Here is a 20633-nt window from a genome sequence, read left to right as displayed (position 1 = left end):
CTGTCAGTAGTCGTTAGCCGCTCACCGGCGTCCAGGTGCGAGGCTTCAATCTAACCGAATCTGATAGAACATAAAATTCGTATTTTTGTTGCCAATAGTTCGAAAAAACCGTAGCTTTGATTGACTGACGGAGGGGGCGTGAACTTCAAGCATCTGCATTACTTTTGGGTTGCGGCGCACGCGGGAGGGATCGTCCGCGCTGGCGAGCAGTTGCACATCTCGCCGCAGACGCTCAGCGGCCAGATCAAACTGCTCGAAGAAGCGCTGGATAAGAAACTGTTCAGGAAGAGTGGGCGCACGATCGAACTGACCGATGCTGGCCGGCTGGTGCTCGACTACGCGGACGAGATCTTCTCGCTGGGCTCGGAACTCGAGAGCGCGGTGCGGCGCGAAAACGAATCCGGCGCGCAAACGCGGTTTCGGGTCGGAATCGCGGATTCAGTTCCGAAGGCAATCGCGTACCGGCTGCTGGAACCCGCGCTGGGCGCGCCCGTGTCGCTGCGTATGATCTGTCACGAAGGCAAGCTGCATGCGCTGCTCGCGCAACTGGCCGTGCACCGCCTCGACCTGATCATCGCGGATGCCCCCATTCCCGCCGACGTCAACATCAAGGCGTTCAATCACCGGCTCGGCCGTTCGACGCTGAGCTGCTTCGGCGCGGAGTCGCTGGTCCAAACCGCCAGGAAACGCTTCCCGTTGTCGCTCGGTCAGTTGCCGGTGTTGCTGCCCGGCACGGAATCCGCAGTGCGCCGAAAGCTGGACCACTGGCTGGCGTCACATGCCATTTCGCCGCGCATCGTCGGCGAATTCGACGACGGAGCGATGACCATGGCGTTCGGCCGCGAGGGCCGCGGCCTGCTGTTCGCGCCAACCGCGCTGGAGAGCCAGTTACAGGCTGAGCACAAACTGACGATGGTCGGGCAGATCAACACCATCGTCGAAGAGTTCTTTGCGATCTCGATTGAGCGCCGCATCAGTCATCCGGCTGTCGCGATGATCATGGACGCGGCGCGAAGCGAATTGTTCAATGGTTAGAGGACGGTGCGCCCCTCTGCGGTCCTTCCTGAACGACTTCCGTACCGCCGACTCTAAAGATCAGGGTCCTTCGGCCTCACGTATGAGCCTCTGCGTATTGAACCCATAGAAAACGGACTCAGCGCTATTTGTCCATGCCTCGTTGCGCCGTCGCCAGTTGTTCGAACTGGACTCGAGGCGAGGAGTACGCAAATGATCAAGCTCGTTCGTTTTCTGGTCGCTGCCGCGCTCGGCGCGGGGTCGGCCGGCTTCGCGCAGGCGGGTGGTGTGTCTGTAGGCGTCGGCATAGGCATCGGTGTGCCGGGCGTCGTGTATGCCGGTCCGCCCGTTGTCTATGTGCCGCCGCCCGTCATCTATGGGCCGCCGGTGATATATGGACCGCGCCCCTGGCCCGGATACTATCGTTATCCTTATTGGTACGGCGGATATCGAGGCTATTACGGCCGCGGCTACTATGGCCCTGGCTACTACTACAGACGTGGTTACTACGGGTATCGCGGCTGGCGCCACTAGATACGCCGCAAGCGCAACGCTCACTGCGCCTCGCCACCGGCCATCGACTGAATGATGGTCGCGAGCTGCCTGCTCATCGGCAGGTCGAGGCTGGTGCCCGACGGCAGGCGGCGCAAGAACCAGCGCTTGTACTGGCGATCGATTTCTCCATCCGCCGCAAGCTCCTGGAAAGTATCCCTCACCACTTGCGCGAGCTGCGGGTCGTCCTTGCGGAACATGATGCCGTACGGGTCATAGGACAGATAATCGCCGACAACGCGGAACTCGCCGCGCTCGCCGGCATGCTGGGCGATCAAGCCATACAGCAGCACGTCGTCGGTGGCGAAGGCGTCGGCCTTTCCCTCGGCCACCTGCGCGAAGCCCTGCGCATGGTCAGGCACCACCTGCAATTGAATCCCGAGCCTGAATTTCGCGTCCAGATCGCGCAGTGCCTTCTCGTTCGTGGTGCCGGCCGTCACCGCGACCTTCCTGCCAGCGAGGTCGCGGAACGAGCCGATTGGCGAGCCTTTCTTGACCATCACCTTGGTGCCGGCCACGAAAATGATCGGCGAGAAGGCCACACGTTTCTGGCGCTCCACGTTGCTGGTCGTGGAGCCGCACTCCAGATCGACCCGGCCGCTGACCACCGCGTCAATGCGGTTCTCGGGCGTGACAGGCACCCATTGGATGGTCAGGGTCCGGTTGACCGCGTCCCCGATCGCCGACACGAGTGACTTGCACAGCTCGATCGAATAGCCGATTGGCTCGTTGCGCGCGTTCAGATACGAAAACGGCACCGACGACTCGCGGTAGCCCAGCGCGATGGTGCCCGACTCCCGCACCTTGGACAGCGTGCCCGTCAGCGCGACGGGTGCAACGTTGTCGGGACCCGGGCGGGATGACTGCGCGTCCTCCTGTGCCCGCACTGCGGCACCGGCAACCAGCAGCCCCGCGATGGCCAGCATCGACCAGAATCGCTGCGTCTTCATGGCCCCGTCCCCGTCAGCTTTCTGCCGGATGGGCGAGCGTCGCGCCAAGCTCGGCGTCGATGCGCGCCGCGTTGGCCTCGGCGTCGGCTTCTGACAGCAGTTCCCCTTCCCACTTGCCGACCACCGCGCTCGCGATCGAGTTGCCCACCGCGTTCGTCGCCGAACGGCCCATGTCGAGGAACGTATCCACGCCCAGGATCAGCAGCAAGCCGGCCTCGGGGATGCCGAACTGGTTGAGCGTGGCGGCGATCACCACCAGCGAAGCGCGCGGCACGCCAGCCATTCCTTTGGACGTCAGCATCAGGATCAGCAGCATCGTCAGCTGCGTACCCAGCGACAGGTGCATGTTGTACGCCTGGGCGATGAATAGCGTCGCGAACGTGCAATACATCATCGAGCCGTCGAGGTTGAACGAATAGCCCATTGGCATCACGAAGCTGGAAATCTTGCGATTCACGCCGAAACGGTCGAGCGCGTCGAGGATCTTCGGATAGGCGGCCTCTGAACTCGCGGTCGCGAAGGAAAGCATGAATGCCTCCTTGATCAGCGCCAGTAGCTTGAACACGCGCGGCCCGAGGAACACGAAGCCGGCCGCCGTGAGCACCGCCCACAACAGGAAAAGGCTGAGGTAGAAGTCGCCCATGAAAACCGCGAACTTCAACAGGATGGTCAGCCCGTTGACGGCCACGGTAGCGGCCATCGCCGCCAGCACCGCCAGCGGCGCAAGCTTCATCACGTAACCGGTGATCTTGAGCATGACGTGCGACAGCTGGTCGATCGCGGCCACGAGCACCTTGCCCTTCTCGCCCAGCGCGGCGAGCGCGACGCCGAAGAACATCGAGAACACGACGATCTGCAGGATTTCGTTGTTGGCCATCGACTCGGCGAAGGACCTGGGGACCATGTGACCGACGAAGTCCTTGAGCGTGAACTTGGCGGTGGCCAGGTTCGCCGACGCGCCGATGTCGGGCAGCGGCAGCCCGAGATTCTCGCCGGGTTTAAGCAGATTGGACATCAACAGACCGAGCAGCAGCGAGATCAGCGAAGCGGTGACGAACCAGCCAAGTGCTTTCGCGAATACGCGTCCGACCGAGGCGGCGTCGCCCATGTGCGCAATGCCGACGACGAGCGTCGAAAAGACGAGCGGGCCAATCACCATCTTGATCAAACGCAGGAACACGTCCGACACCAGCGAGATGTAGCCCGCGATCTCCGTGGCAGCCTTCTTGTCAGGAAAGCTCGTGTAGATCATGTAGCCGATCCCGATGCCCACCAGCATCGCAATCAGAATCCAGATGGCCGCGGCATTTTTTCTGTTCATCTCGAAGCCTCCATTCACCACGTGTATTTGCGGCTGGAAAGGTCGAAACAGGATGCGCCAAGTGTTACCCGGAATGCTGTCTACTGGGGGCTGCGCCCATCGTTCGTTGGGCCGCCCGTGAACCCCGGCCCGTCCCGACAGCTTACGGTAGGTCGTCGAATAATTAGAGTGTAGCCTAGTCGCTCATCCAGAGTCGATGTTCTAACGGCGCGCGCATCCATCGCGTGCGAAGGGCGGGCAACGAGGCGCCGTCAACCGGCGTCCCCCTCGGTCGACTGCGGTGGAAAGACAACGGCCTGTCTTGGCTGAGTCAGCATCGACGGTTGCAGAATTTCGTCGAGTTGCGCCCGGCTCAGCAAACCCTTCTCAATGACGATCTCGGCGACGCTTCTCCCTGACGCGAGCGCCTCCTGTGCAACCTGCGTCGCGTTGGTATAGCCGATATAAGGATTGAGCGCCGTCACGATGCCGATCGAGTTCTCAACGAGCGCGTGAAGCCTGTCACGATTCGCCGTGATCCCGTCGACGCACCTCGAAGCAAGCGTGAGGCATCCCGCGCGCAGGTGTGCAACGCTCTTGAAGAGACTGTGTGCGATAAGCGGCTCAAACGCATTCAATTGCAGCTGACCGGCTTCTGCCGCAAAGCTCACCGTCACGTCGTTACCAATGACTTCAAAGGCGATCTGGTTGACGACTTCCGGAATGACGGGGTTGACCTTGCCGGGCATGATGCTGGAGCCAGCCTGGACGGGCGGCAGATTGATTTCACCAAAACCCGCGCGCGGACCGCTCGAAAGAAGCCGAAGGTCGTTACACGTCTTGGAGAGTTTGATGGCAACGCGCTTGAGTACGCCCGACAACTGGACGAACGAGCCCACGTCTTGTGTCGCTTCGACGAGATTGGGTGACGTGGTGACGGGTATGCCCGTGATACTGGCAAGATGCCGGCACGCAAGTGCCGCGTACTCTGGCGACGTGTTGATCCCGGTGCCGATGGCCGTTGCGCCGAGGTTGATCTCGCAGATCAGCTTTGACGCTTCCGTAAGCCGATCCTCGTCTTCTCCAAGCATGACCGCGAATGTGCTGAACTCCTGACCGAGCGTCATGGGAACAGCGTCCTGCAGTTGCGTTCGCCCCATCTTGAGGTCGTCGCGGAATTCCTCAGCCTTGCGTTCGAACGAGTGACGCAATACACCCATCGCATGGACCAGCTGAACGATCCCCATGTACGTCGCGATCTTCAACGCGGTCGGGTACACGTCATTCGTGCTTTGACCGAGATTGACGTCTTCATTGGGATGCAGCAACGCGTAGTCGCCGCGCTGGTGGCCAAGGTGTTCCAGCGCCAGATTGGCGATCACTTCGTTCGCGTTCATGTTGGTCGACGTGCCCGCGCCGCCCTGAATGACGTCCACCACGAACTGGTCATGCGCGGTACCGTTGCGGATCTCCCGACACGCATGAACGATCGCCTTCATCTTGTGTTCCGCAAGCAGGCCGAGTTCGTGGTTGGCCATGGCTGCCGCCTCTTTCACGCTCGCCAGTGCATTGACGAGATTCGGATACGTCGAGATCGGGATGCCCGTGATCGGGAAATTGGCGAGTGCCCGAAGGGTGTGCACGCCGTAGTAGGCGTCATTCGGCACAGGGAGGTCGCCGAGAAGATCGTGCTCGATGCGTTCATTGGACGTGGACATCGTGTTGCTCCGTTAGCGTGTCAGGGATGGTTCGATGCACCCGGTGCAACAGGGCAACGGGAGCATCTGGTCGACAAGTTTGGCTTTACCTTACGCTCTTGCTGGCGGGTGATTCGCTGGCCGCCGTCGCATAGGCGATGCACTGCCGGGCAAGCACGTCGGTCGGATCGATCAGCCTCACGCGAGCGCCGTTTCTGCCTGCGAACTCACTCTGCGGAAGAAGAAGCGGGAGTTCGGTGCAGCCCAGGACGATGATTTCGACACCTTCAGCAATCAGGCCTTCGACGGCTGCAGCGATGTCTTCCTGACACTGCCCCGTCGTGAACCCTGCCTTGACTCCGTCCTTGCCATAGATCGCCTCCATCACGCGCGCCTGGAGTGCGGGGCCCGGCGCAACCTGGCGAAGCCCCTGCGATTCAAGCGCTTTTTCATAGACACCGCTCGCGATCGTGCCCGAGGTCGCGAGAACGCCGATCTCGCGTTGCGCCGGATAAGACTCCCGCAGATAGCGGACCGTTTCCGTCAGCATGTTCACGATGGGGATGCCGAGGTACGGCTGGATGCGTTCCACAAACGCGTGAGCGGTGTTGCACGGAATGGCGATGATGTCGGCATCGCCCTCCTCCAGCCGCTTGCATGTTGCGTACAACGACACCGTCGGGTCTGCGCCGTCGCCGATCAGATTCTCTGTACGATCGGGAATCTGCGGGTTCTGTTCGACGAGCAGCCTGATGTGATCCTGGTCTCGTTGGGCCGGTGTGTTGCGCACGATCTTGTCGAGGAAATCAATCGTCGCAGCAGGGCCGACTCCGCCCACGACCCCGACCTTGAAAACACCCGAGGCCGGGTCGTATTGGCCCGACACGACGTGCTGTGCATACACGAGATTGGAATCGACCAGCGGCACGCTCAGCAGACGGATTTCATCCGCGACGAGCGCGATCTCGGTCATTCCCGGAACGATGACATCGACGCCTTGCTCGATGAGATCCGCGCAAGCGTTGTGCAGCAGTTCAACCGGCCGGCCGCGCAGATGACCGCTCTTGATGCCTTCCGGGCCATAGACGGCTTCGGTGACAAGGTCGATGCCCTCGGCCATGCGCGGGTGAACAACCTCGAACTCCGGCGACGTGAAGTAACGCTCGAACAGTCGTTTCTCCCGCGTGTAGTCCGACGCGAGGACACCTATCCGACGCGCTCCGCGAAATCGCCTGCGGACGTGGTGACGCACCGCTTCAACCATATCGACGATCTGCAGAGTCGTGTTCGATTTCAGTTCATCGATAAAGGTGTGACTGAGAAAGCAGGGAAGCACGACTGTCGTCACGCCCCGCTTTTCAAAATCGCGGATCATGTTGAAGATGTAGAGCTTGCGCTCGGTCGTGGCGGCGCTTCCCACGCCCGAACTCCTGAACGGATGCTGCTGGAAAATCAGATCGGCGTGCTCGGCATCCGTCGACGGCGGCATCGCCTTCACGAGCTTGAAGAACACGTCGGCGCTTCCCAGCGGCCCGAGGCCGCCGACGATACCGTACTTGCGCCTGTTCTCGACGATCCCGGGTGTCATTTCGCTCCGACCTCCGCCTGATCGAACAGCGACGCGTCGTCAGGTTCGCTCTGCCGGCGACCCTCCCACTTTGCAATGACGGCTGTCGCTACGCTATTGCCGATGACATTGGTCATCGTGCGTCCCATATCGAGGATCTGATCGATGGCCAGCACCATCGCCACGCCTGCAGCCGGCAGATGAAACATCGGCGCCACTGCGGCGACGACGACGACCGAACCGCGTGGCACGCTGGCCATGCCCTTGCTGCTCAGCATCAGCACCAGCAACATGAAGATCTGCTGAGAAACGGGCATGTCGACACCAAAGGCCTGCGCGATGAAGATCGCGGCAAACGCCTGATACATCATCGAACCGTCCAGATTGAAAGCATAGCCCAGCGGCAGCGTAAAACCGACGACCTTCTTGTCGACGCCGAACTTCTCCAGTTGCTCCGTCAGACGGGGATAGGCTGCCTCACTGCTGGCCGTCGAGAATGCGATCATCGCCGGCTCGCGCACAGCCTTGAGCAAGGTACCGACGCGACGGCCGAGGAACACGTAGCCAATGCCCGTCAGAATCAACCACAACAGCGCCAACCCAAGATAGAACGAGCCAATCAGCTTGCCGTAGGTGTAGAGCACGTCGACGCCCCGCAGCGTCACCGCCGAAGCAATGGCCCCGAACACGCCCAATGGCGCGGCGCGCATCACATAGTTGGTCAGGCGCAGCATGACAGGCACCATTCCGTCGATGGCCTTGATGACGACCATCACGCGTTCGTCTCGCTTCAACGCACTGAGCGCAAGTCCAAGCAAGACCGAGAAGACCAGAATCTGCAGGATGTCGTTGCGCGCCATCGCATCCATCAGGCTGGTCGGAAACGCGTGCGTGATGACGTCCTTGACGTTCAATGCCGACGTATTGAGCCCGGTACTCACCTCACCGGCATTCTCGACCAGATGCAGGCCGGCGCCCGGCTGCAGCAGATTGGCCAGCACGAGACCCAGACTCAGCGACAGCAAGGATGCACAGACGAACCAGCCCACCGAGCGCAGGCCGATACGGCCTACATCCTGCCCGCTGTCCATCCCGGCCAGCCCGGACACGAGGGTCGCGAAGACCAGCGGCGCGATGATCATCTTGATGAGCCGCAGAAAGATGTCCGTGACGATCGAGAAATAACCGGCCACGGCCTTGACCGTCGCCGGGTCGGACAAGCTCGTGTGACACACATAGCCGGCAATGACCCCGAGCAGCATCCCGGCGGCAATATTCAGAGTAAGGCGATTTTTCATGTCCATCCGTCCTTGAATGGCGCAATGCAATCGCGAGGCGACTGCAATGCGCTGGAAGAGGTCTGGAGCGACGTCGGCCACACGTCGCGCCAGAATCAGAACGGATGGTAGAGATGGTCAAAAAGACGTGGATGCAAGTGCTGCATGCGGGCATGCGATATTCGCATAAGACGGGAAAACCCTAGCCCGTCACGGGCGAAACGGCACGAAGATGCTGCCAGAGCGTATCCAGAAACTCATTGCGGTTGGATGCGTCGCGATAGACGCGAAGCTCGATCTCCAGATTCCACGCAGACGGTCCAGCGGGAACCAGCTCGCCCTCGTCGAGTTCGGCAGCGATGGCGCTCTTCGGAAGCCACGCGATGCCTTCGCCTTCCATCACGAGCTTCTTGAGCACTTCGGCCATGTCCGATTCATAGTGAAGCCGCAATGCCGGGGTATCGGAAGCCCGGCTGAGCAGCAGGGCAAGACAACGTCCGAAATAGCTCGTTTCCGTGTACGAAATGTGGGGCAAGGGCTGCTTCGTCGTTCCCGGCAGACGAAACAACGGAGCCAGACGCGGGTTCGGCCTGCTGGCAGGCATCAGCGTGTCGATACCGACTGTGACGTGCTCGTACTTCACAGGATCGAGATGCAGCGGAAGTTCGGGGTGGTGGTATGCGAACATCAACTCGCAGTTGCCGTTCACGAGCATCAGGATCGAGTCATGCACATTGGTGGGCACCACACGTGCGCGCACTTCTCCAAAGTGAGTCGAAAGATGCTTGAGCCACGAAGGCAGGAAACTCAGCGCGATCGTGTGCCCCGCCGCAATCTGCAGGCTCTTGCCGGCGATGCGTTGCTCGGTACGTATGATGGCGCGGGTATCGAAGAGCTTGTTCAGGACGTCATCGGCGACTTCGCGGAACAGTTGCCCTGCAGGTGTCAGGACGGGAGGGAAGCTGCTGCGGTCGATCAGTTCCGCGCCAACCCATTGCTCGAGAGACTGAATGCGCCTGCTGAATCCGGATTGGGTCACGTTCCGGAATTCCGCTGCACGTGAGAAGCTCTGGTACTGAGCGAGGGCGATGAAGTCCTCGATCCACTTGATTTCCATAGCGAGTGGGTAGCCTTGTGGGACACGGGCATTCTACCTCTCGCCCGTTTGCGTTCCGTGCGAACCAGGCCGGTCCGCTCGCTTCACAACGAAGCCTCCACATCACCGGTTGCGGACGGCGTCTGCACTTTCGAGCCGCAGACGCCATCCTGCCTTGGCGCGAGATCCCGCAATCTGCGTCGTCAGAACATCGGCGGTATTTTCAACACCGGTCTGTCGAAGTCAGTACGTTGCAGAAAATGCCTGCTGCACTTTGGCGGGTGTCGTGATGCCGTTTGCGATCAGCAATTGCGTCAACACACGGGCCTTTTGTGGATTGAGATCAAGAGAGGCGACAAAGCCGCTCTTGTCATCGTCAACTTCCACATTCCGATTCACAAAGCCCGTTCCGACGCGAGAAGCGCGAACCACCACAATCCCCATCTTCGCGGCCCGCTCCATGGCAGCCAACGCCGCCTTCGATACGTCACCGTCGCCTACGCCTGCGATCACAATCCCTTTCGCATTGTCGGCGACTGCATGGTCGATCTGCGACGCATCCATATTGCTGTGCGCGTAGACAATATCGACGCGGGGCAACGGTCCGGCGGCGGGCAGCGTATAGGGAGACTGACGGGAGTCCGTTAGGGGCATGACGAATCGGATCGATGCCGGATCGACAAATCCTATTGGACCTGCGTTCGGCGACAGGAATGTCTGAACGGAGGTTGTGTTCGTTTTGGTGATCCAGCGCGGGTCGTGGATCGTATCGTTCATGACCACCATCACCCCGCGCCCCTGTGCCTGAGGACTCGCCGCAACCTCAACTGCTTCGAGAAGGTTATTCGGACCATCAGCGCCGACAACGCCACCCGGGCGCATGGACCCGACGAGAACCACCGGCTTGCGAGAATGCAAGACATTCTTCAGGAAGAAGGCGGTCTCTTCCATCGTATCCGTACCATGCGTTATCACGACACCATCCGCCTCACCGCGATCGAAGATTTCATTGATGCGTTTGGCCAGCTGAAACCAGATCCCGTCATTCATGTCTTGCGAACCGACATTCGAAACCTGTTCGGCAGTGATCGTCGCGAACTTTCCGATTCCGGGAACATCCTTGAGCAACTGCTGGCCAGTTCTCTCGCCGGAGTTGTAACCAATGGCTGAACGTGCGTCTGCCGTTCCAGATATCGTCCCACCCGTCGCGAGCACCACGATGCGTGGCAGCTTTTTGTTCTGGCCATCGACGGTGGTCGACTGATCCGCATTGGAGTCAGCGGCTACCGCAAATGTCGAGCAGACGGGAAGCGCAATACATGCCGCGATCAGCAGCGCGCTCACGGTACGGCCTCGCGCAAAAGCGAGTCGGGATAGTGTGTTCATGATCGTATGTGAATGAGTAAGAAACCGTGACGGTACTAAACCGGATTCATCGGCCTGGCTACGATCGGGCGAAGACGTTACGGTCGCCGACCGATGAACTGTGCCTTCCATTCAGTGTATGCACCACTGGGTCGTCAAAACAGGGTTGCGATCCGTCCGTAGTACGCTGGGAAAGGCCTGGAGCGATGTTGGCCAAACAGCGCTCCAGCGTAAGAACGGATAGTAGGGATGGCCAAAAAAAAGGTGATGCTAGTCATGCATGCAGGTATGCGGACTTCGCATAACGTGATCGCACCGACATCATCGCCGTTGGCCACGAAGGTCCAGTGGTCTGTGAGTGGTCAATCTCCCAGGAGCGCAGTTGAACAACCAGCTTCGCCTGCGCCTCACTGCTCTGCGCAATAGCACGCCCGCCGCACGCTTCGATGCATCTCCCGCACCGTTTGCGATCACGCGCGCCCCATTGTCGATAGCGCCGCCCATCGCCTCTCCCACCCGCTTTCTGTCCGTCCAGCACCGTTCCGGCAAATCCGGTAAGCCGGGCCGCATATTCCTGCCAACTATGGTCGCCCCAAAGACAGCCGTGAAAATTCGGCCTGGAAGTCGCTAAGAATCGTGCGTTCCCAACCTGCGCACCGCCGCAAGGCAAGCGCCAAGGACGACCGCGATGCGACTCAAGAAAATCCCTACGACAGTAGTGACCGGCTTTCTCGGCGCCGGTAAGACGACACTCGTCAATCACATCCTCGACGCGACGCGGCCGATGCAGATCGGCATCGTCGTGAACGAGTTCGGCGAAGTAGGTATCGACGGACAGTTGATCGTCGCCGACGAAGAAGCCGTCATCGAAATCAACAACGGTTGCGTGTGCTGCACGGTCCGCACGGATCTCGTCGCGAGCGTGCGCGATCTGCTCACTCGTTTCGGCGACCGGATGGAGCGGCTGATCGTCGAGACCTCGGGCCTTGCCGATCCCGCGCCTGTATTGCAGACGTTTCTCGCCGATCCCGACGTGCGCGAGCGCGTCGAACTCGAATCGGTGGTCGCCGTCATCGATGCACTGCATGCCGATGCGCAGCTTGACGACGACATCGCGAGAGAACAGGTCGTGTTCGCCGACCGGATCATCGTCAACAAGACCGACATCGCGTCGCCGCAAGCAGTCGATGCGCTGGTCGAACGCATCCGTGAGCTCAATCCCACCGCACAGGTCGACTTCGCGAATCACTCCGCCGTCGCCGTCGATTCACTTCTCGGCGTGCGCAGCTTTTCGCTCGACAACCTGCTCGCCGTCGAACCCGATCTGCTCGACGAAGCGGGCCATGACCACGAGCACGACGACACGATCGCATCGTGCGCGTTCATCGTGCCGGGCGCGCTCGACGCAACGCGCTTCAACCGTTGGATCAATCAGCTCGTGCAGACCGACGGCCTGCAACTGCTACGCATGAAAGGCGTGCTCAACCTGCACGACGAAGCGCGGCGGCTGCATTTCCACAGCGTTCACATGCTGCTCGATGCGAAGTTCGGCAAGGCGTGGGAGCGCGATGAACACCGCGAGAACCGCTTCGTGATGATCGGCAGAAATATCGACGCCGAGCGGATGCGCGACGGTCTATTGAGTTGCATGCACTAACCCTTTCACTCAACTTCCTTGAAGGAGCACGCAAATGAAAAAGCCTGAGGCGTACACATTGAGCATCGGCGTTCTTGCTGTCGCCGACACATGGCTCACGGGAACCCTGCTTCCCGTTCCCGTCTGGGTGACGTTCATCGCCTGGGCATCGTTCTTCGTGCTGGGCGGCGGACGTGCAGGCTTCGTCAAGAGCGTCGCGTCGAATCTGACGGGGCTCGTGATCGCCTCGCTGACGCTGCTGTGCATTGCGACGACGAGCGGCAGCGCATTCGCGGTCGCCGTGCTGGTCGGCATCGGCAGCGCGGCGATGGTGCAGGCGTCGAAGCTCAAGCTGCTCGACGTGTTGCCCGCGATCGTGTGGGGCTTCGCATCGACAGTCGGCACCAACGTCGCCACCGGCAAGGCGATCACGACGGCGGGTATCGGCAACCCCGCGCTCGTCGCCGCTGCCGCGCTCGTGACGGGCGCGGCGTTCGGCTTCGTGTCGGAAGTCGTTGGCGAAGCGCTCGCATTCAGGCGCGAGCATCGGCTTGGTTAAGTTTCTCTTCACCACTCTGCGGAGCGAATCGTGAAATTACAGCATCACCTTGGCGGCATCGAAAACCTCGGCCCCGTCAGCACCGAGACGCGCGTTTTCGTCGAGCCGTGGGAAAAGCGCATTTTCGGCATTCATACCGTGATGATGGCCGAGAGCGCGCATCTGGCGAACGCGCTGCATTCTTATCCGATCGATCAACTGCCGACCACGTTCAAGAACGACTGGACGTGGGCGTCGCTGCGCACGGGCGCCGAAGACATGCAGCCATTCGATTACTTCAAGTACCGCTACTACGAGAAGTGGCTAGGCGGCATTTCGCAGTTCTTCGTCGATCAGGGCTACATCACGGCGGAAGAACTCGCGCAGAAGACGGCGCACTATCGCGCGAGCCCAGATGCCACCTTGCCGGACCAGCCGGACACGGCCCTCGCCGCGCAGGTCGATGCGTATCTGCAAAACGGCGATTCGGGCTATCACGCGCTCGAACGCGCAGCGCGCTTTGCAAAAGGCGACACGGTGCGCATCGCCGACCCCGACGCCGTCGATCACACGCGTCTGCCCGGCTATCTGCGCAACAAGACGGGCACCGTCGATCTCGTCTATCCGGGCGCGTTCTCGTACTTCGTCTCGACGGGCGTGGACGGCATCGGAGAGCCGATGCCCGTCTACCGGATCGCCTTCGATACCGCCGACATCTGGGGCGAAGGCAAGAGCGAAGCCAACACGACCCTCTACGCCGACCTGTACGAAGCCTACGTACAGCCGGCCAACTAAACCGACAGCGAGACCAGCATGACCCAACAGTTCGAATATCCGGAAGACCGCGAAGCGTCGAGTGCCGCCAAGGTCCGCGCACTCGAAGCGCTGCTGATCGAGAAAGGCGTGATCGGCAGCGATTCCGTCGATGCCGTGCTCGCGCACTTCGAGACGATGGCAGGCCCGTTCAACGGCGCGAAGATCGTCGCGCATGCGTGGGTCGATCCGGACTACAAGCAGCGACTCATCCAAGACACGCCCAAAGCGATTGCCGAGCTTTCGCTGCCGCTCGGCATGGCGGGCGCGGAAGGCGAGCACATGGCCGCCGTCGCCAACGACGCCAACGTGCACAACCTGATCATCTGCACGTTGTGCTCGTGTTACCCGTGGCCCGTGCTCGGCCTGCCGCCATACTGGTACAAGGACCCGGTATTTCGCGCGCGCGGCGTGCGCGAGCCGCGCGCGGTGTTGCAGGAATTCGGCGTAACCGTGCCCGCGGAGAAGGAAGTGAAGGTGTGGGACAGCAGCGCGCAAATCCGCTGGTTCGTCGTGCCAGAGCGGCCCGCGAACACTGGACATCTGAACGAGGAAGAACTCGCCGCGCTCGTCACGCCGGAATCGATGATGGGCGTCGCGCTCGTCGCCGCGCCCGCTGCCTGAGGACAACGCCATGTTCACGCGCTTCGAGGAATACGCCGCGGCATCGATGCTCGGCACACCGGACTCGCCGCCGCGTCTGGACGGCAAGCTGTTTTTCACCAACCGCTGGGAGCGCGACGTGTTCGGTCTCGCGCTGTCGCTGTCGAAGGCGGGCTGCTTCGAATGGGAAGACTTTCGACAGAGCCTGATTGCGTCGATCGCGAAGTGGGAAACGATCGACTGCGAGAACCAGCCGCGCTGGGACTACTACGAACGCTTTCTCGAAGCGCTGTTGAACGTGGTCGAAGCGAGCGGCGTGCTGTCGCGAGACGAACTTCAGCGAGTCATCACGGCGCGGCGCGTGGCGGTTCAACAGTAAGCCGGACATCCTGATCATTCATTCACACCCAAGAGGTTTTTCATGAACGATGCTGTTCTCCAACCCGTAGACGCGCTCGCGCCCATTCCGCTTCGCGAGTTGATGCCGTGGATCGTCTTCGGCGGCCTGCTGATGTTGCTGGTGCTGTACTTCGTCGGCGCAGAGGAAGGCGCGACGTCGCTCGTGCCAGGTATGTATGTGCACGAGTTCGTGCACGACGGGCGCCATCTGCTCGGTTTTCCCTGCCACTGACAAGGAGACGATCATGGTCGGCAAGCTGTTGATGCGCGGCATGCTCGCGGGCGTCGTCGCGGGGTTGATCGCGTTTGGATTCGCGCGCGTGGCGGGCGAGCCGCAGGTCGATCGCGCGATCGCCTTCGAGGAACACACGCACGCCATGGAAGGCGACGCGCACGAACCCGAACTGGTGAGCCGCGACACGCAAGCCGGCCTCGGTTTGCTGACAGGCGTCGTCGCGTACGGCGCGGCGTTTGGCGGGCTCTTCGCGCTGACCTTTGCGTGGGCGTGGGGACGCGTCGGCAAGCTCGGCGCACGGCCGCTCGCCGCGTGGCTCGCGCTTGGGGCGTTCGTCGCGCTGGTCGTCGTGCCGAATCTCAAGTATCCCGCCAACCCGCCGTCCGTCGGCGATCCGGATACGATCGGTTATCGCACGGGGCTGTTTTTCCTGACGATCGCGATCTCGGTCGCGATCATGGTGCTGTCGCTCAACGTGCGCAGCGTCGCCGCGCGTCGCTTCGGCGCATGGAACGGTGCGCTGGCGGGGCTGCTCGCGTTCGTCGTGATGCTGGCCGTGGTGCTCGCAGCATTGCCCGCCATCGACGAAGTGCCGGCCGCTTTCCCCGCCACGCTGTTGTGGAAATTCCGCGTCGCCGCGATCGGTATGCAGGCCGTGATCTGGACGACGCTAGGCGCGCTGTTCGGCGTGCTGGCCGAGCGCACAGGACTCGCGGACTCGCGCGCGCCCAGCAATGCGCGCGGGACGGGCGAACCGGGCACAGCAACGCAGGCTTTTTGACCGCCCGGACGCGTCGGGCATTGCCGTATAGACTAACCGTTCGAGGCGTCCGCCCACGCGGGCGCCCGTCTTCTAGCGTATTCGGACACACGCGATGAAACGCATCAAGGTCGGCATGCTTGTCTTCCCCGGTTTCCAGCTGCTCGATATCGCCGGGCCGAGGGACGCGTTCGCCGAAGTGAAGATACTGAGCAAAGGCGAGTGCGAATACGAAATGCTGACGGTCGGCACGACGCGCGGCGCCGTGCAATCGTCGAGCGGCTTGAGCACGATGCCCGACCGCACGATCTTCGACGTGTGCCCCGAGTTCGACACGATCATCGTACCCGGCGGCCTCGGCATCTTCGACGCGTTCGACGACCCGGCGCTGAGCGGCTGGCTCAGGACACAGCACAGACAATGCCGCCGCGTATCGGCGATCTGCAACGGGCTGTTTGCGCTCGGCGCGGCAGGCCTGCTCGACAACAAGGTGGTGACGACGCACTGGATGGACGTGCCGCGCCTCGCCGCGACCTTTCCGAAGGCGAAGATCGAACCGGATCACATCTTCGTGCAGGACGGCAACATCTACACGACGGCGGGCGTCACGGCGGGCATCGATTTGTCGCTTGCCATGATCGAAGACGACTTCGGCCGCCAGATGGCGCTCGATGTCGCGAAGTATCTGATCGTCTATCTGCGGCGCGCGGGCGGGCAGTCACAGTTCAGCCCGCTGCTGGAGACGCAGGCGTCGCCGGGTTCGCAGATGATCGCGCTGCAGCAGTTCATGCTCGACAACCTGCATGTGGACCATACGGTGGCGTCGCTCGCCGAACGCGTTCACATGAGCGCGCGCAACCTGTCGCGCCTCTTCGCAAAGGAATGCCGCATCACGCCGATGACGTTTCTCGCCAATGCGCGCATCGATGCGGCGAGGCGCTTTCTCGAAGCCACCGATCTGTCACTGCGCGACATCGCGCAACGCTGCGGCTTCGAAGACACCGACGGGTTTCGCAGGACTTTTCATCGCCGGCTGCAGATCAATCCGGCCGACTATCGCGACCGGTTCAGATCGAAGAAGCCACTCGCGGAGAAGAAGAAATCGGGCGCACCGCGCGCGGAGTCTCGCGTGTCTGCCACGGTTTCGAATAGCGCGATGCGTGACCCGCGCTAATATTGTTTGCAATTCACTACGAGCTTGCGCGTCGGATAGCTGCCGTAGTCGGTGTGATTTCTGCTTTCCTGGCGATCCACCACATCATAGCCGCCCGGACATGTTTTCCTTGCCGCCTTGTCGCAGATCTTCCAGTTATAGAGCAGGCCGTCGCAGGAAATCACCGCGCCGTCGCGGCCGTTGGTGAGCGTCGGCTTGACAGTCGCGCTGCATGCGGTCAGAAAAACCATCAGGAGAATCGCGCTGCGCCGCATCAGATTCCCTCGGTGTGAGTGGATCGTCCGATTATAGAAGCCGATGCGCGCAGGTAACGGGAGCAACCGCACGCTCCCGTAGAAGTCACTACTGCGGAATCTTCCCGCCGAGTTCGTCGTCGATGAACGCGCGGACGATGTCCTTGAACGACGCGTCGCCGTGCAGCCCAAGCTGCGCCGCGCGGGACACATCCCATCGCGCAGGCCAGCTGCCGACGATCTTCTCGACACGCTCATCCGCCTTCCATTCGATGCGCGCCGCGACGGCATCGCCTGCTACCTCGCGCAGCGCGGCGACCATTTCGTCGACCGTCACCGACACGCCCGGCAGGTTCACTGTGCGGCGATTGCCCAACGCCGCGCTGTCGATCTCGCTTCCCGCGATCAGACACTCGATCGCCTTGCGCGGCGACAGTAGCCACAAACGCGTCGACCCGCTCACCGGGCACACGGCCGGTTCGCCGGTGAGCGGCTCGCGAATGATGCCGCTCGCGAACGACGACGCCGCCGCATTCGGCTTGCCGGGCCGCACGCTGATGGTCGGCAGGCGCAGCACGCGGCCATCGACGAAACCGCGCCGCGCGTAGTCGTTGAGCAGCAACTCGGCGCCCGCCTTCTGCGCGCCATACGACGACTGCGGATTGAGCGCAGTTTCGTCGAGCACGACCTCGGGCAAGTCGCCGCCGTAGACGGCAACCGAACTCGTGAACAGAACGCGCGGCCGATGCCCGCGCGCGCGGCACACGTCGAGCAGCAGCCGCGATGCGTCCAGATTGATGCGCATGCCAAGCTCGAAATCGGCTTCCGCCTGGCCGCTGACGATCGCCGCAAGATGGAAGATCGCCGCCGTCTTGTCGTCGATCAGACGTTCGAGCACGCTGCGCTCGGCAATATCGCCGACTTCGACGCGCACGCGTTCGTCTTTCGGACCCTGCGCCGCGACGACGTCGAGCAACACCAGTTCGGTAATCGGTTGACGCTGTCCGTCTGCGCCCTTCAGTTCGCCGCGCGCGAGCAGCTCGCGCGCAAGACGCTGGCCGAGAAATCCCGCGCCGCCTGTGATCAGTACTTTCATGTTCCTGTTAATCCTCAGTGTGTCTGTCGAACGCGCTCAGGTACCACCTTAGCTGCGTGCCTTCACATACGGCCTGATCCAGCCAAGCCCATCGGATGTGCCCGCGCGCGGCCGGTATTCGCAGCCGATCCAGCCGTCGTAACCCAGTTCGTCGATCAGCGAGAACAGATATGGATAGTTCACTTCGCCGATATCGGGCTCGTGCCGCTCGGGCACGCCCGCAACCTGGATATGACCGATGCCCTTGATGTCGCGCTTGAGCTTCACAGCGAGATCGCCTTCGACGATCTGGCAGTGGTAAAGATCGAACTGCACTTTCAGGTTCGCCGCGCCGACTTCCGCGCAGATCGCCTGCGCATCGTCCTGCCGGTTCAGAAAGAAGCCGGGAATGTCGCGCGTGTTGATCGGTTCGATGACGACGGTGATGCCGTCCGCCTGCGCGGTCTTCGCCGCATACGCGAGGTTCTTCAGATACACCTCGCGATGCGCCGCGCGCGATTGGTCCGGCTTGATCAAACCCGCCATCACGTGCAGCTTGTCGTTGCCGAGCACACGCACATACTCGAGCGCCGTATCGACGCTGCGGCGAAAATCGTCCTCGCGGCCCGGCAACGACGCGATGCCGCGCTCGCCCGCCGCCCAGTCGCCGGGCGGCGCGTTGAACAGCGCCTGGGTGAGGCCATGTTCGTCGAGGCGCGCCTTCAGGTCGGCGGCCGGAAAGTCATAGGGGAACAGGAACTCCACGGCCTCGAAGCCATCGCGCGCCGCAGCGGCGAAGCGATCGAGAAACGCGTGTTCGTTGTACATCATCGTCAGATTGGCGGCGAAGCGAGGCATCGAAGCAACTCCTTAAATGCGCGTTTAGCGGTTCACGAGGCGCGCGGGCGTCAGCCAGGTGGCGAGCGCACCGATCACGAGCATCGCGGCGAGCACGTACATGCCGGACTGCGTGCTGTGCGTGAGGTCCTTAAGATAGCCGATCATGTACGGGCTCGCGAAGCCCGCCAGATTGCCGATCGAATTGATGATCGCAATGCCCGCCGCCGCCGTCGCGCCCGACATGAACGCCGTTGGCAGCGACCAGAAGAGCGGCGCACAGGTCAGCACGCCTGCTGCCGCGATCGACAGGGACGCGATCGATACGACCGTGTTGTCAGCAAACGAAGCCGCGATCGTAAAGCCGACCGCACCCGCAAGCGCCGGTCCGATCAGATGCCAGCGGCGCTCGCGACGCTTGTCCGCGCTGTGGCCCATCACGTTCATCACGACGATCGCGACCAGAAACGGAATCGCGCTCAACAGGCCGATCTGGAACGCGCCCGTAACACCCGTCGATTTGACGAGCGTCGGCATCCAGAACGTCAACCCATATTGACCCGTGACGAACGCGAAGTAAATCAGCGACATCCACCACGTGCGCGGATCGCGAAACACGGCGCCCACCGAATGCGACTTGGTTTTTTCTTGCGGCTGCGCGGCGATCTCATCGGCGAGCAGTTTTTTCTCGCGCGGCGTCAGCCATTTCGCGCTGGCGATGCCGTTGTCGAGATACAGAATCGTCGCGATGCCGATAGCGATGGCGGGCACCGCTTCGATCACGAACATCCATTGCCAGCCCGCGAAGCCGTGATGCGAATCGAAGCTCTGCATGATCCAGCCCGACAGCGGATTGCCGAAAATGCCCGACACAGGAATCGCCGACATGAACACCGCGATAATCTTCGCGCGACGATGCGACGGAAACCAGTAGGTCAGGTACAGGATCACGCCGGGATAGAAACCGGCTTCGGCAAGACCGAGTAGAAAGCGCAGCGCATAGAACTGCGCCGGCGTCTTGACGAACACGAACAGCGCGGACATCAAGCCCCACGTGATCATGATGCGCGCAATCCAGATCCGCGCGCCGAGCTTATGCATCAAGATGTTGCTCGGCAATTCGAACAGGAAGTAGCCGACGAAGAACACGCCCGCGCCGAGACCAAACACGGTTTCGCTGAACGCCAGGTCCTGCGACATCTGCAGCTTCGCAAAGCCGACGTTGACACGGTCCAGATACGCGACCACGTAGCACAGCATCAGGAACGGCACGATGCGCCAGAACACCTTGCCGTAGGTGCGTTCGATTTCAGCCGCGCCGGGTTGTTGTCCGGCTGCGTCGGCAGTTGATGCGGGGCGTGCGGATGCCGCCTGATAGCTTGTCATGCACTGTCTCCTTCGGATGGCGCCGGTTGTTGGCCGCCCGCTTCATGGCGGTCGGTCCTCCGGCTTTTTGCCTGGTTGGTCATGCGGATGGCCCGCGACGTTCGCGGACCGTTGAGCTTCTATGCG

Annotated in this window: 21 protein-coding genes; 10 read left to right on the top strand and 11 right to left on the bottom strand. The window is 61.7% G+C overall.

Annotated elements, in window-relative coordinates; genetic code table 11:
* Positions 1–138 precede the first annotated feature (138 nt).
* Positions 139–1035 (top strand): transcriptional activator NhaR, encoded by an 897-nt coding sequence (nhaR, locus tag C2L64_RS19630; RefSeq protein WP_007586651.1) that lies wholly within the window; start codon positions 139–141, stop codon positions 1033–1035.
* 192 nt (positions 1036–1227) lie between these two features.
* Positions 1228–1548 (top strand): hypothetical protein, encoded by a 321-nt coding sequence (locus C2L64_RS19625; protein ID WP_007586653.1) that lies wholly within the window; start codon positions 1228–1230, stop codon positions 1546–1548.
* A gap of 20 nt (positions 1549–1568) precedes the next feature.
* Here C2L64_RS19625 and C2L64_RS19620 read toward each other — a convergent pair whose 3' ends face one another.
* From C2L64_RS19620 to C2L64_RS19590, 7 genes are all read right to left on the bottom strand, one after another.
* Positions 1569–2516, bottom strand: a complete 948-nt coding sequence (locus C2L64_RS19620; protein WP_007586654.1) for an amino acid ABC transporter substrate-binding protein — start codon at positions 2514–2516, stop codon at positions 1569–1571.
* Positions 2517–2529: 13 nt separating this feature from the next.
* Positions 2530–3837, bottom strand: coding sequence for a dicarboxylate/amino acid:cation symporter (locus C2L64_RS19615; protein WP_007586656.1), 1308 nt, complete (start codon positions 3835–3837; stop codon positions 2530–2532).
* Between the two features lie 251 nt (positions 3838–4088).
* Positions 4089–5534 (bottom strand): aspartate ammonia-lyase, encoded by a 1446-nt coding sequence (gene aspA / locus C2L64_RS19610; protein ID WP_007586657.1) that lies wholly within the window; start codon positions 5532–5534, stop codon positions 4089–4091.
* 85 nt (positions 5535–5619) lie between these two features.
* The gene (cuyB, locus tag C2L64_RS19605) at positions 5620–7101 is read right to left on the bottom strand and encodes a cysteate racemase (RefSeq protein ID WP_007586658.1); all 1482 of its coding nucleotides are present in this window, start codon (positions 7099–7101) and stop codon (positions 5620–5622) included.
* On the bottom strand, positions 7098–8378 hold the full coding sequence (locus C2L64_RS19600) for a dicarboxylate/amino acid:cation symporter (RefSeq protein ID WP_007586659.1): 1281 nt from the start codon (positions 8376–8378) through the stop codon (positions 7098–7100). The genes cuyB and C2L64_RS19600 overlap by 4 nt, the downstream gene beginning before the upstream one ends.
* Before the next feature lie 181 nt (positions 8379–8559).
* A complete protein-coding gene (locus C2L64_RS19595; RefSeq protein ID WP_007586660.1) occupies positions 8560–9474 on the bottom strand; it encodes a LysR substrate-binding domain-containing protein in 915 nt (304 codons plus the stop codon).
* 222 nt (positions 9475–9696) lie between these two features.
* Positions 9697–10797: an asparaginase gene (locus C2L64_RS19590; protein ID WP_007586661.1), complete on the bottom strand. Its 1101-nt coding sequence runs from the start codon at positions 10795–10797 to the stop codon at positions 9697–9699.
* A gap of 709 nt (positions 10798–11506) precedes the next feature.
* Here C2L64_RS19590 and C2L64_RS19585 point away from each other — a divergent pair.
* From C2L64_RS19585 to C2L64_RS19550, 8 genes are all read left to right on the top strand, one after another.
* Complete coding sequence (locus tag C2L64_RS19585) at positions 11507–12475, top strand: CobW family GTP-binding protein (protein ID WP_039901174.1); 969 nt, start codon at positions 11507–11509, stop codon at positions 12473–12475.
* 34 nt (positions 12476–12509) lie between these two features.
* Positions 12510–13013: a DUF1097 domain-containing protein gene (locus C2L64_RS19580; RefSeq protein WP_007586663.1), complete on the top strand. Its 504-nt coding sequence runs from the start codon at positions 12510–12512 to the stop codon at positions 13011–13013.
* Positions 13014–13043: 30 nt separating this feature from the next.
* On the top strand, positions 13044–13787 hold the full coding sequence (gene nthB / locus C2L64_RS19575) for a nitrile hydratase subunit beta (protein WP_007586664.1): 744 nt from the start codon (positions 13044–13046) through the stop codon (positions 13785–13787).
* Positions 13788–13805: 18 nt separating this feature from the next.
* Positions 13806–14429 carry a nitrile hydratase subunit alpha gene (gene nthA, locus C2L64_RS19570; RefSeq protein ID WP_007586665.1) on the top strand — a complete coding sequence of 208 codons (624 nt, stop codon included), beginning with the start codon at positions 13806–13808 and terminating at the stop codon, positions 14427–14429.
* A gap of 10 nt (positions 14430–14439) precedes the next feature.
* Positions 14440–14787 (top strand): nitrile hydratase accessory protein, encoded by a 348-nt coding sequence (locus C2L64_RS19565; RefSeq protein ID WP_007586666.1) that lies wholly within the window; start codon positions 14440–14442, stop codon positions 14785–14787.
* 42 nt (positions 14788–14829) lie between these two features.
* Positions 14830–15039 carry a CbtB domain-containing protein gene (locus tag C2L64_RS19560; RefSeq protein WP_007586667.1) on the top strand — a complete coding sequence of 70 codons (210 nt, stop codon included), beginning with the start codon at positions 14830–14832 and terminating at the stop codon, positions 15037–15039.
* Positions 15040–15052: 13 nt separating this feature from the next.
* Complete coding sequence (locus C2L64_RS19555; protein ID WP_007586668.1) at positions 15053–15823, top strand: CbtA family protein; 771 nt, start codon at positions 15053–15055, stop codon at positions 15821–15823.
* A gap of 94 nt (positions 15824–15917) precedes the next feature.
* Positions 15918–16976, top strand: coding sequence for a GlxA family transcriptional regulator (locus C2L64_RS19550; RefSeq protein ID WP_007586669.1), 1059 nt, complete (start codon positions 15918–15920; stop codon positions 16974–16976).
* Here the strand turns inward: C2L64_RS19550 and C2L64_RS19545 are convergent.
* The 4 genes from C2L64_RS19545 to C2L64_RS19530 form a co-directional block, all read right to left on the bottom strand.
* The gene (locus C2L64_RS19545) at positions 16973–17206 is read right to left on the bottom strand and encodes a hypothetical protein (protein WP_244212236.1); all 234 of its coding nucleotides are present in this window, start codon (positions 17204–17206) and stop codon (positions 16973–16975) included. The genes C2L64_RS19550 and C2L64_RS19545 overlap by 4 nt on opposite strands.
* Positions 17207–17318: 112 nt before the next feature.
* A complete protein-coding gene (gene denD, locus C2L64_RS19540) occupies positions 17319–18305 on the bottom strand; it encodes a D-erythronate dehydrogenase (RefSeq protein WP_007586671.1) in 987 nt (328 codons plus the stop codon).
* A 48-nt stretch (positions 18306–18353) separates the two neighbouring features.
* Entirely contained in the window at positions 18354–19142 is a 789-nt protein-coding gene (gene otnI / locus C2L64_RS19535; RefSeq protein ID WP_007586672.1) for a 2-oxo-tetronate isomerase, read from the bottom strand.
* 24 nt (positions 19143–19166) lie between these two features.
* Positions 19167–20507 carry an MFS transporter gene (locus tag C2L64_RS19530; RefSeq protein ID WP_007586680.1) on the bottom strand — a complete coding sequence of 447 codons (1341 nt, stop codon included), beginning with the start codon at positions 20505–20507 and terminating at the stop codon, positions 19167–19169.
* Positions 20508–20633 lie beyond the last annotated feature (126 nt).

Source organism: Paraburkholderia hospita (assembly GCF_002902965.1).
GTDB classification, from domain to species: domain Bacteria; phylum Pseudomonadota; class Gammaproteobacteria; order Burkholderiales; family Burkholderiaceae; genus Paraburkholderia; species Paraburkholderia hospita.
The sequence above is the reverse complement of the archived record's forward strand: the minus strand, read 5'-3'. Positions and strand labels throughout refer to the sequence as shown.

Bases quoted from the DNA above. Each gene is read 5' to 3' on its own strand.
- C2L64_RS19625 (WP_007586653.1), top strand. From the start codon at position 1,228: ATGATCAAGCTCGTTCGTTTTCTGGTCGCTGCCGCGCTCGGCGCGGGG.
- C2L64_RS19620 (WP_007586654.1), bottom strand. From the start codon at position 2,516: ATGAAGACGCAGCGATTCTGGTCGATGCTGGCCATCGCGGGGCTGCTG.
- C2L64_RS19615 (WP_007586656.1), bottom strand. From the start codon at position 3,837: ATGAACAGAAAAAATGCCGCGGCCATCTGGATTCTGATTGCGATGCTG.
- aspA (WP_007586657.1), bottom strand. From the start codon at position 5,534: ATGTCCACGTCCAATGAACGCATCGAGCACGATCTTCTCGGCGACCTC.
- cuyB (WP_007586658.1), bottom strand. From the start codon at position 7,101: ATGACACCCGGGATCGTCGAGAACAGGCGCAAGTACGGTATCGTCGGC.
- C2L64_RS19600 (WP_007586659.1), bottom strand. From the start codon at position 8,378: ATGAAAAATCGCCTTACTCTGAATATTGCCGCCGGGATGCTGCTCGGG.
- C2L64_RS19595 (WP_007586660.1), bottom strand. From the start codon at position 9,474: ATGGAAATCAAGTGGATCGAGGACTTCATCGCCCTCGCTCAGTACCAG.
- C2L64_RS19585 (WP_039901174.1), top strand. From the start codon at position 11,507: ATGCGACTCAAGAAAATCCCTACGACAGTAGTGACCGGCTTTCTCGGC.
- C2L64_RS19580 (WP_007586663.1), top strand. From the start codon at position 12,510: ATGAAAAAGCCTGAGGCGTACACATTGAGCATCGGCGTTCTTGCTGTC.
- nthA (WP_007586665.1), top strand. From the start codon at position 13,806: ATGACCCAACAGTTCGAATATCCGGAAGACCGCGAAGCGTCGAGTGCC.
- C2L64_RS19565 (WP_007586666.1), top strand. From the start codon at position 14,440: ATGTTCACGCGCTTCGAGGAATACGCCGCGGCATCGATGCTCGGCACA.
- C2L64_RS19560 (WP_007586667.1), top strand. From the start codon at position 14,830: ATGAACGATGCTGTTCTCCAACCCGTAGACGCGCTCGCGCCCATTCCG.
- C2L64_RS19555 (WP_007586668.1), top strand. From the start codon at position 15,053: ATGGTCGGCAAGCTGTTGATGCGCGGCATGCTCGCGGGCGTCGTCGCG.
- C2L64_RS19550 (WP_007586669.1), top strand. From the start codon at position 15,918: ATGAAACGCATCAAGGTCGGCATGCTTGTCTTCCCCGGTTTCCAGCTG.
- C2L64_RS19545 (WP_244212236.1), bottom strand. From the start codon at position 17,206: ATGGTTTTTCTGACCGCATGCAGCGCGACTGTCAAGCCGACGCTCACC.
- denD (WP_007586671.1), bottom strand. From the start codon at position 18,305: ATGAAAGTACTGATCACAGGCGGCGCGGGATTTCTCGGCCAGCGTCTT.
- otnI (WP_007586672.1), bottom strand. From the start codon at position 19,142: ATGCCTCGCTTCGCCGCCAATCTGACGATGATGTACAACGAACACGCG.
- C2L64_RS19530 (WP_007586680.1), bottom strand. From the start codon at position 20,507: ATGACAAGCTATCAGGCGGCATCCGCACGCCCCGCATCAACTGCCGAC.